This window comes from Marinobacter sp. C2H3 (genome assembly GCF_037080155.1).
Lineage (GTDB): Bacteria > Pseudomonadota > Gammaproteobacteria > Pseudomonadales > Oleiphilaceae > Marinobacter.
The window spans coordinates 625318-637787 of the sequence record NZ_JBBBNZ010000001.1 but is presented as its reverse complement, the minus strand read 5'-3'; the positions used below and the strand labels follow the sequence as shown (position 1 = coordinate 637787).

At 63.5% G+C, this 12470-nt stretch carries 11 protein-coding genes; 6 read left to right on the top strand and 5 right to left on the bottom strand.

The genetic code is table 11. The features are described 5' to 3' along the window. Positions 1 to 36: 36 nt before the first annotated feature. Both V3388_RS02820 and V3388_RS02815 read right to left on the bottom strand, forming a co-directional pair. Positions 37 to 330, bottom strand: coding sequence for a type VI secretion system PAAR protein (locus V3388_RS02820; protein WP_336365998.1), 294 nt, complete (start codon positions 328 to 330; stop codon positions 37 to 39). Between the two features lie 81 nt (positions 331 to 411). Next, the gene (locus V3388_RS02815; protein WP_336365997.1) at positions 412 to 900 is read right to left on the bottom strand and encodes a DUF2505 domain-containing protein; all 489 of its coding nucleotides are present in this window, start codon (positions 898 to 900) and stop codon (positions 412 to 414) included. 200 nt (positions 901 to 1100) lie between these two features. Between V3388_RS02815 and V3388_RS02810 the strand changes: the two genes are divergently transcribed. The 4 genes from V3388_RS02810 to V3388_RS02795 all read left to right on the top strand — a co-directional run bounded on the left by V3388_RS02810 (position 1101) and on the right by V3388_RS02795 (position 5738). Next, positions 1101 to 2450 (top strand): adenosylmethionine--8-amino-7-oxononanoate transaminase, encoded by a 1350-nt coding sequence (locus tag V3388_RS02810; RefSeq protein ID WP_336365996.1) that lies wholly within the window; start codon positions 1101 to 1103, stop codon positions 2448 to 2450. Positions 2451 to 2456: 6 nt separating this feature from the next. Beyond that, the gene (locus V3388_RS02805; RefSeq protein ID WP_336365995.1) at positions 2457 to 3191 is read left to right on the top strand and encodes a 16S rRNA (uracil(1498)-N(3))-methyltransferase; all 735 of its coding nucleotides are present in this window, start codon (positions 2457 to 2459) and stop codon (positions 3189 to 3191) included. A 154-nt stretch (positions 3192 to 3345) separates the two neighbouring features. Continuing rightward, complete coding sequence (locus tag V3388_RS02800) at positions 3346 to 4575, top strand: DUF445 domain-containing protein (RefSeq protein ID WP_336365994.1); 1230 nt, start codon at positions 3346 to 3348, stop codon at positions 4573 to 4575. 128 nt (positions 4576 to 4703) lie between these two features. Then, the gene (locus V3388_RS02795) at positions 4704 to 5738 is read left to right on the top strand and encodes an HDOD domain-containing protein (protein ID WP_336365993.1); all 1035 of its coding nucleotides are present in this window, start codon (positions 4704 to 4706) and stop codon (positions 5736 to 5738) included. Here the strand turns inward: V3388_RS02795 and V3388_RS02790 are convergent. From V3388_RS02790 to V3388_RS02780, 3 genes are all read right to left on the bottom strand, one after another. Continuing rightward, entirely contained in the window at positions 5704 to 7065 is a 1362-nt protein-coding gene (locus V3388_RS02790) for a YihY/virulence factor BrkB family protein (protein ID WP_336365992.1), read from the bottom strand. The two genes, V3388_RS02795 and V3388_RS02790, sit on opposite strands and share 35 nt — an antisense overlap. A 162-nt stretch (positions 7066 to 7227) precedes the next feature. Further along, the gene (gene malE, locus V3388_RS02785; RefSeq protein WP_336365991.1) at positions 7228 to 8478 is read right to left on the bottom strand and encodes a maltose/maltodextrin ABC transporter substrate-binding protein MalE; all 1251 of its coding nucleotides are present in this window, start codon (positions 8476 to 8478) and stop codon (positions 7228 to 7230) included. A gap of 173 nt (positions 8479 to 8651) precedes the next feature. After that, a complete protein-coding gene (locus V3388_RS02780; protein ID WP_336365990.1) occupies positions 8652 to 9587 on the bottom strand; it encodes a D-2-hydroxyacid dehydrogenase in 936 nt (311 codons plus the stop codon). Positions 9588 to 9659: 72 nt separating this feature from the next. Here V3388_RS02780 and tmpT point away from each other — a divergent pair, with 72 nt between their 5' ends. After that, a complete protein-coding gene (gene tmpT / locus V3388_RS02775; RefSeq protein WP_336365989.1) occupies positions 9660 to 10313 on the top strand; it encodes a thiopurine S-methyltransferase in 654 nt (217 codons plus the stop codon). Positions 10314 to 10544: 231 nt separating this feature from the next. Next, positions 10545 to 12467 carry a PrkA family serine protein kinase gene (locus V3388_RS02770; RefSeq protein WP_336365988.1) on the top strand — a complete coding sequence of 641 codons (1923 nt, stop codon included), beginning with the start codon at positions 10545 to 10547 and terminating at the stop codon, positions 12465 to 12467. Positions 12468 to 12470 lie beyond the last annotated feature (3 nt).

The following is a 12470-nucleotide window of genomic DNA, read 5'->3' as shown; positions in this document are numbered from 1 at the left end:
TCCGCGGTTATTAATCTGGACAGCGCCTCGAAGGTTTTACGAATCACCAACCACCACCGACCCAGACCCCATCGCCACACCCCCGCAGGAAATCGCGCTGCCGGTCACGGCCGCCGGTTTGCCGTTGATCATGACGGTGGCGGAGCCTGCGGCAATGGTTCGCGGGTGCGGCGGGTGTTTGGGTTTCGAGTGGGGCGCGAGCGGATCACCCAGGCGGGCGACGGGCCTGCCGTCAATCAGGACATCGGGGGAACCGGCGGTGACCGGCGTCGGGGGGAAACCTTCGTGGTCGGAGCCGAGGTCTCCGAGAAGAACAATGGCTTTACTCATGTCGCATCCTTTGCGGGGTATCGAGCCGTCCTGGCTCTGTGTCTGCCTGCCGGAAGTTTACACGGAAGGCCCGCCCCGGCGCTACAGCAGCGCCCGGGTGGCCTCGTATTCGCGCTCAATCTTGTCCCGCGAGTCGTCCATCAGGAACCGGGCAATCTTCTTGCCCAGCAACGGCACATCGCACCGAACATTCAGGGTGACCTGATTCTCGCAGGCGGTGCTGTCACCGGCCAGGCGCATCATGCCGGTGATTTTGGCGGGGATGCCCTCGATGCGGACCCGGAATTCGCAGTGCCACTCACCGTCGTCTTTCTGGAACCAGTGTTCCTCCTGGCGCACGGCGTTCCACTCCCGGTGGAAACTGGCCAGCATGCCGGGCACAGGGACCGTCGCGGTCATCTCCCGCTCCACCACCAGCTTGGCCGATGCCTCGTCCTGACGCTTCTGCACCACCCGGACGTTGCGGGCGCCAATGCGGGCATTCTTCGCCAGGATGGTTCCCTCATCGAGGAATTTCTTCAGTACGTGATCCAGACCCGCCGGGTACGGATGTGTTAACGCCAGCTCCATAACGGCACTCCTTTTTTATTGTTCCAGACCATTGTGCGGGGCCGCCGAATCGTCGCCATTGGCCGGCCGGTCAGCGCCCCGGGGCGCGCTAGCCAGAGCGCGCGGTTAACTGTAATATCCACGCAGGTTAACCGCGAACCCGCACACCCACTCAGCCATCAGTCACCCGCAGCCGTGATGATCCAGCCACCGGAGGCCCCATGCGCAACGCCGACCTCGTCGCCCGAGACCTGAACGCCGTCTGGCACCCCTGCACCCAGATGAAAGACCACGAGTCCCTGCCGCTGATTCCGATCAAGCGGGGCGAAGGCGTCTGGCTGGAGGATTTTGATGGCAACCGGTACATCGATGCGGTCAGTTCCTGGTGGGTCAACCTGTTCGGTCACGCCAACCCGCGCATCAACGGGGCCATCCAGGAGCAGATCGGCCAACTGGAACACGTGATCCTCGCCGGCTTCAGCCACGAGCCGGTGGTGCGGCTGTCAGAGCGGCTCATTGAGGTGACGCCGGAGGGTCTGAGCCGCTGCTTCTACGCGGACAACGGCTCGTCCGCCATCGAGGCGGCCCTGAAGATGAGCTACCACTACTGGAAGAATCACGGCCAGCCCGCCAAGAAAAACTTCGTCAACCTGAGCAACAGCTACCACGGCGAAACCCTGGGCGCCCTGGCCCTGGGTGATGTGGGCCTGTACAAGGACACCTACCAGCCGCTGCTGATGGAGGTGCTCACCGCGCCTTCCCCGGACGCCTACCTGAAAGAGCCCGGCGAAACCGATGAAGACTTCGCCCTGCGCCAGTTTGAGGCGATGGAGCAACTGCTAGCCGAGCGCCATGAGGAGATCTGCGCGGTGGTGGTGGAGCCCCTGGTCCAGTGCGCCGGCGGTATGCGCATGCACCACCCGGTCTACCACACGCGGCTGCGGGAGGCGTGCGACCGCTACAACGTACACCTGATTGCCGATGAAATTGCCGTTGGGTTTGGCCGCACCGGCACCCTGTTCGCCTGCGAGCAGTCCGGCATCACCCCGGATTTCCTGTGCCTGTCCAAGGGACTGACCGCGGGCTATCTGCCGCTCTCGGTTGTATTGACTACCGATGACGTTTATAACGCCTTCTACGATGACTACGAGACCATGCGGGCGTTCCTGCACAGCCACAGCTACACCGGCAACCCGATTGGCTGCGCGGTGGCCCTGGCCACCCTGGACATTTTCCGGGACAACCAGGTCATTGAGAGCAACCGACGCCTGGCCGCCTGCATGGCGGACTCGGTGGCGCACCTGGCGGACCACCCGAACGTGGGAGATGTGCGCCAACGCGGCATGATCCTGGCGGTGGAGATGGTCAAGGACAAAGCCAGCAAGACGCCCTTCCCCTGGCAGGAGCGGCGCGGCATTCGTCTGTACCGCCACGCCCTCACCCGTCAGGCGCTGCTGCGGCCGCTGGGCAACGTGCTGTATATGATGCCGCCGTACGTCATCACCGAAGAACAGATCCGCCACCTGGCTCAGGTGGCCACCGAAGGCATCGACATCGCCGTAAAGGACTGATTACTCATGCGTATTCCCCGCATCCACAGCCCCATCGACCTCACCGTGGGCACCACCGCCCAGCTCGAGGACAGCGCCGCCCAGCACGTGGGCCGGGTACTGAGGATGCAAGCGGGGGACGCGCTGGTGCTGTTCAACGGCGATGGCCAGGACTACGACGCCACCATTGTCGAGGCCGGCAAGAAACACGTCCTGGTACAGGTGGAGGTGGCGCGCCCGAACGCCACAGAATCCTCCCTGAACATCACCCTGGGGCAGACGCTGTCCAAGGGCGACCGCATGGATTACGCCATTCAAAAGGCGGTGGAGATGGGCGTCACCCGCATCGTGCCCCTGACCACCGAACGCTGCGACGTGCGCCTGAAAGGCGACCGGGAAGACAAACGCCTGCGGCACTGGCAACAGGTGGCCATCAGCGCCGCCGAGCAGTGCGGCCGCGCCCGGGTGCCGGAGGTCGCCCCGGTGATGGACCTGGCCGAGTGGTTCCGCCGTACCGCCGATCACACCCTTCGGCTGGTGCTGCATCACCGCACCGAACGGCACCTCCAGACCCTCGAACGGCCTACCTCCATTGCCCTGATGATCGGCCCCGAGGGCGGCCTCACACCGGAGGAAATCGCCGCCGCCGAGTCCGAAGGCTTCCTGCCCGTGGCCCTTGGCCCCCGCGTAATGCGCACGGAAACCGCCCCGGTGGCAGCCCTCGCCCTGTGTCAGTGGCTGTGGGGCGATCTCGCCGGCTGAGCCATGGACCGTGCCGCCGTCCCGTTTCGGCGGACCGGTCATTGACAGTTTGCGGGCCGGCCAACACTATCTCGTCTGACCGTTTTGGCCGGGTCGCCGCCCGACCGGCCCCTGGCCACCAGCGCCCCAAATAACAAGCGAGTGCGAGTACCGGATGACAAGCCTGCTGACCTCCCAGGAATTCTGGCAATACCTGAGCATTCCCGTTATCGCCGCCCTGATTGGCTGGTCTACCAACTGGCTGGCCATCAAGATGACCTTCTACCCGCTGGAGTTTATCGGCAAGCCGCCGCTGCTGGGCTGGCAGGGCATCATCCCCTCCAAGGCCCGCAAGATGGCCGCCAAGAGCGTGGACGCCACCATCTCCAAGATCGGCACCGTGCAGGAAATCTTCCAGCAGATCGACCCCCAGGTGCTGGCTGCCCACATCATCCACACCGTGGATCCGCGCATCGAGGAATACGTGGACGAGCTGATGCTGCGGGAATACCCCACGTTCTGGGAGAACCTGCCCACCTCCGCCCGCCGCATGGTCTACGAGCGGGTACGGAAATCCACCCCGCAGCTGGTAGACAACCTGGTCGAGGACATCTCGGACAACATTGAAGACCTGCTTGATATCAAAGGCATGGTGATCGAACGGCTGGCCAGCGACAAACGCCTGCTGAACCGGATTTTCCTGGAGTGCGGCGAGGTGGAATTCCGCTTCATCGTCAACTCCGGCCTGTACTTCGGCTTCCTGTTCGGGGTGGTACAGATGGCGGTCTGGTACGTGTACCCGGCCTGGTGGGTGCTGCCGTTCTTCGGCCTGCTGGTGGGCTGGGCCACTAACTGGATCGCCCTGAACGTGATCTTCCGGCCTCTACGGGCGCGCCAGATCGGGCCGTTCCGGCTGCAGGGGCTGTTTCTGAAGCGCCAGCCGGAAGTGGCCGAGGCGTTCTGCCACATTGTGACCCACGAGATCCTGACGGTGGGCAACATCATCACCGCCATTCTGGAAGGCCCCAAGGGCGACCGCGCCCGCAACATGGTGAAAAAGCACATCAAGCCGCTGGTGGATGAGACCGCTGGTATGGGCAAGGCGCTGACCCAAATGGCGTTCGGGCCCACGGGCTTTGCCACCCTGAAGAACCAGGTGGGGGAAAAGGCCATCGAGATTTCCCGGGTCTCGTTCAACAACCCGGTGTTCGAGACCGACCGGGCCCGCGCGGTAGAGGCCATCATGGTCGAGCGGATGATTGCGCTGTCGTCCGAGGAGTTCCAGGACCTGCTGCGGCCCTGTTTCCAGGAGGACGAAATCAAGCTGATTCTGGTGGGCGCCTTCCTGGGCCTGGCCGCCGGCGTCTGCCAACTGCTGTTCGTGTTCGGGGAAACAGTCTTCTAAAGCCCCCCTGGATTTCAGGTCGTTTCGGGCGGTTTCGGATGCTGCCGCCCTGTCCAGATCCGTAGACGATGGCTATACTCCCGGTGTTGAAGTCACGCGTTAGACGGACGGGCGCTGGGGGGCGTGGAATGCCGGGACTGTTTGCCTGGGTATCGAAGCAATTTGGCCGCAAGTCACAGGCATCGTCCGCTCCGGAGACCCGGTTGCTCAACCCGATGAACGCCAGCGCGTCCGGTCCGGAATCGTTGCACACAGACCTCGCCGAGCAGCTTGAAAATCACCTGTTCAGCTGGCTCCTGGACACCACCCCAACCGCCCTCAGCGATCCGGCCGCCGGCACCGATCCGGCCCTTGGCCTGCTGGACCAGCGCCTGCTCAACGGCCAACTGGAAGAACTGCCCCGCCAGCCCATGACGCTACCCATGCTGATGCGGGCGTTGTCCGATGACAACACCGGCCGCCAGACCATGGCGGAGATCATCCTGCAGGACCCGGCGCTGACCGATCAACTGCTGCAGATGGCCAACAGCCCGTTTTTCCGGCACGGGGATCATCGCATCGAATCGGTGGATCAGGCGGTGTTCCTGCTGGGCATGAACGGCATTCGCAACGTCATCGCCGCCGCCATCATGCGCCCGATGATGTCCGCCCGAAACAGCCGGGAAGCCCTATTCGCGCAGCGTTGCTGGCGCTGGGGGCTGGCCTGTGGCAAGGCCGCCGAACTGATCGCCCGGTACCGGGGCGAGGACACCAGCGCCCACTTCCTGGTGGGCCTGATGCCCGCCCTCGCCTACATGACCCTGCGCCGGGAGCTTTTGCGCATTACCCGGACCGCCGGCGCGACCACGGAGCCCGAACCAGCGGTCGTCCGGGTCGCCATTGCTCGCCACCAATGGCATCTTTGCCAGTTGCTGGCCGCGGAGTGGAACCTGCCACCGCGCTACCACGCGATGTTACTGGCCGCCGAGCGCCCGTCCCCGAAACAGACCCACGCGCCACTGGTCGACGGGATGGTTATGGCCAGCCGGGAAGTGCTGCGCGTGGCGCATCAGCGCAACCTCGGGGAGGAGGATATGGCCCGGCTGATCCAGCTCAGTCCCGAGCAGATCAGCCAGGTTCGCAGTGCGCTCAAACAGATGCTTCAGAGCGGGCCGGCGTCGTAGCCTCGCCTTGATCGGCGGTATCAGCCTGCTCCGCCCGAAGCAGCGTCGCGAGGGTTTCTGAGGCCTGGTCCCTGGGGTGGCGCAGCAGCCCCTTGGGAACCACCGAGGGCAGCCGCGTCACCAGCCGGTCTTCGTCTTCCCTCACCACGGCGAGAATGTCAGACACCGTGATCAAATCCAGGGCCCGCCCCGGCACCAACTGGTCGCCCTGTTTGCCGGCCAGGGACAGCAGCTTGGCCCGGATCAGCTTGTCGCTGACCAGCCGGGTGACTTCGCCGGGGATGCGCATGCGATGCTCCAGCGCCTCCTGCTGGGGCGCCGGCTCGCCCCGGCTGAAGGGTTTGGCCACCAGCCACATCAATGCCAGCGCTACCCGCTCCTGCAACTCCGGGGACATCTGCACCCGGCTACGCTTGGCCACGGAGCCCGGGTTTTGCAGGTAGAACGCCAGGCTGGCGCCAAGCAGCAGGATCATCCAGTTCAGGTAGGTCCAGATCAACAGGATGATGCCGATGGCAAAACTCGAATAGATGGCGGCGTATTTGGACGAGCCGGCCACAAAGGAGGCGAACAGCATGCCGGCCGCCTGCCAGGACACCCCGGCCACCAGCCCGGCGATGAACGCGTAGCGCAGCTTTACCCGGGTGTTGGGAATAAACACGTAGACGAAGGTGAATGCCCCTACCACCAGGAAAAACGGGGTAAACCGGCTAATGATCAGAATCAGCGAGCCAAACGGCTCAATGGCCATAAGGGCCTGCACCACGTCGGAGGAGAAAATGGTGGCGGTGATGCCGATGGCCGACACCATCAGCAGCGGGCCCACCATGATCACGCTCAGATAGTTGCTGAAGCGCTGGGACAGCGAGCGCATGTCCGGCACCCGCCAGATCACGTTGAACGACCGTTCGATTTTCTGGACCAGGGAGACCACGGTATACACCAGCAGCGCCAGGCCCACGGACCCCAGGACCCCCACCTTCATGTTGTCCACGAAGCCGAGGATTTTCTCCGCCAGGTCGGCGCCCTCCGGCCCCATCGGCTGGAAGAACTGGTACAGGAACGGCTCCATCCGCTGGTGCACCCCCAGCGCCTTGAGCACCGAAAAGCTCAGGGCCAGCAGCGGCACAATGCTCAGCAGCGTGGTGTAGACCAGGCTCATAGCGTGCAGGGTCAGTTGCCCGCTGATCACATCCCGAACCAGCGCATACACCGACCGACCAACCTTGTACAGCCAGGTCCACGGCCAGAGACTCGGTGGGTTGGGGTTGGCCAGAATCCAGTCTTCGGCGGCCTGCAGCCGTTGTTTTAATTGAAATGACGCCACGGTCTGTCCTGTTGCCAGTCGTTTTCCCCAGTGTATCAGCGATCCGGGCAAGCACCACTGTGATGCAACTGGAATGGCCGGAACGGGAACACCCCAGGGAGGGAGCGAAACTGGCCGAGTCCACAGGCCAGTTCCTTGCTCAGACCTGCCAGGGCAGGCGCTTCATTCTGCATCCTCGGGGGCTGCCACCGCGTCCACAACGTAGTGCCGGCGGGTCCAGCCCCGCAGCTGGTCCAGCCGCTCCAGGCGGGTCGCGGCTTTGAGGAGCGTCTCGCGGACAGGTTCTCCATCGACCAGCATGCGTTCGAACCGATTGGTCATCAGGCTCCAAAACCGCTTCATTTCCGGCACGTTCGGCATCATCTCACCCCGGCTTGCCGACTCGAAGGTGTGCCGGATCAGCGCGTCTTCGCCGAGGGTGTCCATCACGCCGAGGTGCGCCACGGCGCCCAGCGGTTTGTCGTTGTTCACCGTGTTCAGGCCGGCATCGCTCAGCAAGTAGTCTTCGAGAAAGCGACGGGCAGCCTCCCGGTTGGGCGACACCTCGCTGATACCCGCCGCCAGTACCCCGACAAACGGGCGCCCGGGGGCACCGGTGGCGGTGGGCACATTGGCGATGCCCAGCGGGATACCGGCGTCACGGATCTCGCTCCAGGCCCAGGGGCCGTTGATGATCATGGCGATACGGCCTTCCTTGAAGCCCGTCATCATTCGGCCGTAATCGTCCTCCGGCTCCAGCACCCCCTGGTCCATCAGGCGCCGGATGCCGGCCACCGCCGCCACGGCACCGTCGGTGGCCACGCCAACGTCGGCCAGATCATAGGCGTCGTTGGCAAGGCCAAAGCTGTAGCCGCCGGAGCCGGCAACAACCGGCCAGCTGAAGTAAACGTTCCGGAAATCCCAGGCGATAGCCCGTGCACCCCGCGCACGGAGACGGCGATCGATAGCGGCCAACTCCTTCAGCGTGTCTGGAGGCGTGTCGATCAAGTTGCGGTTGTACAGGAGGCTGACCACCTCCACGGCGATGGGATAACCGTAGGTACGGTCCCCAACCGACACCGATCGCCAGGCAAATGGGGCGATCGCCTGGCGCACCTCGTCAGATGGCGTCACCTCCGCGAGGAAACCCTCGTTGATCCAACTGCCAAACCGGTCGTGGGGCCAGATCACAATGTCCGGGGCGCGTGCGGAGTAGGCCACGTGATCGTATTCGGCGGTGAGATCCTTGGGGGTCTCGACCCGCACCGGAATACCGGTATCCCGGGTGAACCGCTCGCCCACCTCGGCAAGCCCCTTTGCGCCCTTATCGGCGTTGATCCAGATGAGCAGTTCACCGGGCTCAAAAGCCAGGGCCAATGGACTGAAGCTGAAAACAGAGAAGCAGAACACAGCTACCAGCGTGGTTCGTAACATGCGGCGACATCCTGTTGTTATTGTTGGAGTCGTCGCAGTGTACGGCGGCGCCGGCAAGCGCCGCGTCATACCGGGGCGGGTTTTTCAGGGCGGAGGGGCGGGGGTGAGGCTGGGGCGCAGCCCGCAGAGGCGCACCGGGGCTGGTCTCCCGGGTGCGCCGGCCACAGCGGTCCTCAGGCCACGCCGGCCAGATTATCCGCGGTGATGTTCACGATGCGCTGGCGCGCTTCCCGGCTGGCCCAGGCGGAATGGGGGGTGAGGATCAGGTTGGGGATGTCATCGGCCAGCAGCGGGTTGCCGTTGCGGGGCGGCTCTTCGGTGAGCACGTCGAAACCGGCGCCGCCGATGGTGCCGGCTCGCAGCGCGTCCGCGAGAGCCTGCTCATCCACCAGGCCGCCGCGGCTGGTGTTGATCAGCAGCGCATGGGGTTTCATGCGGGCCAGTTCCGAGGCGCCAATGAGGTTGCGAGTGTCGTCGGTCAGCAGGCAGTGCAGGGACAACACATCGGCCTTGGGCAGCAGCTCTTCCAGCGGGATTCTGGGATAGCCGTCGACGATGCCCGGCTCCTGGCCGGGGCGGCAGCCCAGCACGATGTTCATGCCGAACGCCCGGGCCCGCTCGGCCACGCCCTGGGCCAGGTCGCCATAGCCAACGATGCCCAGGGTCTTGCCTTCGAGCTCCATGATCGGATGGTCCATCAGGCAGAACATGTCGCTCTTCGCCCAGCGCCCGTCCCGCACGTCCTTCTGATAATCCGGCAGGCGAATGGCCAGGGCGAGGATCAGCGCCAGGGTGTGCTGGGCCACGGTGGAGCGGCCGTACTGGGTCACGTTCAGCACTTTGATGCCGTGGTCCCGGGCGGCGGGCAGATCAATGTTGTTGAGGCCGGTGGCCACCACCGCCACGGTTTTCAGCTGCGGGTTGGCCTCGAAGTGGGCACGGGTGAGCACCACCTTGTTGGTCAGCACCGTGTCGAAGCCCGCCAGGCGTTCCAGCACCTGGGACGGATCGGTGCGATCGTGGCGGGTCAGCCCGCCGGTCACGGTTTCGATGGGGCCGAGGTCGACGTCGGTACCCAGGGTCAGTGCATCAAGGAATACGGCGTTCATGTTGATCTCCAGGCTCAGGGAGAGACAGAGTAAGGTAGACTGAAACAAACGTCCAAACGGAGGTGCGCGGTTATGGAACACGCATTCTGGCACGAGCGCTGGGCCAAGAACGAAATCGGCTTTCACGAAGGCACCGTCAACCAGTACCTGCACGAGCACTGGCCGGAGCTGGCCGGCACAGACCACGAGGCGGTGTTTGTGCCGCTGTGCGGCAAGGCCCGGGACATGTGGTGGCTGCACGACCGGGGCCATCCTGTGCTGGGGGTGGAACTGAGCGAGATCGCCTGCAAGGACTTTTTCGAGGAGGCGCAGGAGAAAGCCCGCGTGTCCCCCGGCGAGCCCTTCACCCGCTTTGTGCACGACGACCTGCAGATCTGGTGCGGCGACTTTTTCCAGCTCGCGCCCCCGGACCTTCAACACATTCGCCTGGTGTACGACCGGGCCGCCCTGATCGCGCTGCCGCCGGACATGCGCCCGAAATACGTGGAGCACCTGAGCGCGGTGCTGCCGGAGAACGTGCGCATCCTGCTGATCACCCTGGACTACGACACCCAGATCAAGGGGCCGCCGTTCAACGTCTCCAACGACGAAGTGCACGAGCTTTACGGCCTGGATTTCGATGTGGAGCACGTGCTCACCAACCGCCTCGGCCGGGACCATCCCTTTGCCAAGCGCCGGGGCCTGGAGGGGGCGTCTGAGAGCGTGTTCCGGCTCACGCGACGGTAACCGGCGCTAACACAATTTAATGAACCTTAACCACTCGCCCACTGTCCAAGCCCCTGAACCTGAACTAAGCTCAGGTGAGAGCGCCGGGGATTACGTTGCCTCCCCGGCGCCTTGTAAATCTCCATCTCTTCCACCCATAACCAGAAAAGCCACCGCCCATGCGCGGGGGTACCGCAACGGGGAACGTGCGTGAACTGAACAGGCTGAACCAGAGCGAGCGAGGGGCCATCTATGAGCATACTGCAGCACTTCAAGAACCGGTATGAAGCGACTCAGGAGGAAGAATACTCCCTTGAGGAATACCTGGAGATCTGCAAAAAGGACCCATCGGCGTACGCGACCGCCGCCGAACGAATGCTGATTGCCATCGGCGAACCCGAGCTGGTGGACACCTCACGGGACGCGCGCCTGTCCCGCATCTTTTCCAACAAAGTCATCAAACGCTACCCAGAATTCTCCGAGTTCTACGGCATGGAAGACGCCGTGGAAAACATCGTGTCCTTCTTCCGCCACGCCGCCCAGGGCCTGGAGGAAAAGAAACAGATCCTGTACCTGCTCGGCCCCGTGGGCGGCGGCAAATCCTCCCTGGCGGAAAAGCTCAAGTCGCTGATGCAGAAGGTACCCTTCTATGCCATCAAGGGCTCACCGGTGAACGAATCGCCGCTTGGCCTGTTTGACCCGTCCGAGGACGCCCAGATCCTGGAAGAGGAATACGGCATTCCCCGGCGCTACCTGCACTCCATCATGTCGCCCTGGGCGGTCAAGCGCCTGCACGAGTTTGGCGGCGACGTCAGCCAGTTCCGGGTGGTCAAACGCTACCCGTCCGTGCTGGATCAGATCGCCGTGTCCAAGACCGAGCCCGGCGACGACAACAACCAGGACATTTCTGCCCTGGTGGGCAAGGTGAACATCCGCATGCTGGAGGATTACTCCCAGGATGATCCGGACGCCTACAGTTTCTCCGGCGGCCTGTGCAAGGCCAACCAGGGGCTGATGGAGTTCGTCGAGATGTTCAAGGCGCCGATCAAAGTCCTCCATCCGCTGCTGACCGCCACCCAGGAAGGCAACTACAACACCACCGAAGGCATGGGTTCGGTGCCCTTTGACGGCATCATCCTGGCCCACTCCAACGAATCCGAATGGCAGACCTTCCGCAACAACAAGCACAACGAGGCCTTTCTTGACCGGGTCTACATCGTCAAAGTGCCCTATTGCCTGCGGGTCACCGAGGAGATCCAGATCTACCGCAAGCTGCTCACCAACAGTTCCCTGGCCGGCGCCCCCTGCGCCCCGGACACCCTGGACATGCTGGCGCAGTTCTCGGTGCTCTCCCGGATCAAGGAACCTGAAAACTCCAGCATTTTCTCCAAGATGAAGGTCTACGACGGCCAGAACATCAAGGACACCGACCCGAAGGCGAAGTCGATCCAGGAATACCGGGACGCCGCCGGCGTCATGGAAGGTATGGATGGCCTCTCGACCCGCTTCGCGTTCAAGATCCTGTCCAAGGTGTTCAACTTCGACACCACCGAAATCGCCGCTAACCCGGTGCACCTGCTGTACGTGCTGGAGAAGCAGATTGAGCAGGAGCAGTTCCCGGCGGAGCAGCAGGAACGCTACCTCCGGTTCATCAAGGAATACCTGGCGCCCCACTACGTGCAGTTCATCGGCAAGGAGATCCAGACGGCCTATCTGGAGAGCTACAGCGAGTACGGCCAGAACCTGTTCGATCGCTACGTGACCTACGCCGATTTCTGGATCCAGGACCAGGAATACCGGGATCCGGAAACCGGCGAGATCCTCGACCGGGGGTCCATCAACGACGAGCTGGAAAAAATCGAGAAGCCGGCGGGCATCTCCAACCCGAAAGACTTCCGCAACGAGGTGGTCAACTTCGTGCTGCGGGCCCGGGCCAACAATCAGGGCCGGAACCCGTCCTGGCTCAGCTACGAAAAGCTGCGCAGCGTGATCGAGAAGAAAATGTTCTCGAACACCGAGGACCTGCTGCCGGTGATCTCCTTCAACCCCAAAGCCAGTCAGGAAGACCAGAAGAAGCACAAGCAGTTCGTCGAGCGCATGGTCGAGCGAGGCTATACCGAGAAGCAGGTCCGGCTGCTGGCCGAGTGGTACCTGCGGGTTCGCAAGTCGCACTAAGCC

Excerpts from the sequence above, each read along its gene's own strand:
- V3388_RS02780 (WP_336365990.1), bottom strand. The coding sequence starts at position 9,587 with ATGAACGCCGTATTCCTTGATGCACTGACCCTGGGTACCGACGTCGAC.
- V3388_RS02795 (WP_336365993.1), top strand. The coding sequence starts at position 4,704 with ATGCCGGGACTGTTTGCCTGGGTATCGAAGCAATTTGGCCGCAAGTCA.
- V3388_RS02820 (WP_336365998.1), bottom strand. The coding sequence starts at position 330 with ATGAGTAAAGCCATTGTTCTTCTCGGAGACCTCGGCTCCGACCACGAA.
- malE (WP_336365991.1), bottom strand. The coding sequence starts at position 8,478 with ATGTTACGAACCACGCTGGTAGCTGTGTTCTGCTTCTCTGTTTTCAGC.
- V3388_RS02800 (WP_336365994.1), top strand. The coding sequence starts at position 3,346 with ATGACAAGCCTGCTGACCTCCCAGGAATTCTGGCAATACCTGAGCATT.
- V3388_RS02770 (WP_336365988.1), top strand. The coding sequence starts at position 10,545 with ATGAGCATACTGCAGCACTTCAAGAACCGGTATGAAGCGACTCAGGAG.
- V3388_RS02805 (WP_336365995.1), top strand. The coding sequence starts at position 2,457 with ATGCGTATTCCCCGCATCCACAGCCCCATCGACCTCACCGTGGGCACC.
- V3388_RS02815 (WP_336365997.1), bottom strand. The coding sequence starts at position 900 with ATGGAGCTGGCGTTAACACATCCGTACCCGGCGGGTCTGGATCACGTA.
- tmpT (WP_336365989.1), top strand. The coding sequence starts at position 9,660 with ATGGAACACGCATTCTGGCACGAGCGCTGGGCCAAGAACGAAATCGGC.
- V3388_RS02810 (WP_336365996.1), top strand. The coding sequence starts at position 1,101 with ATGCGCAACGCCGACCTCGTCGCCCGAGACCTGAACGCCGTCTGGCAC.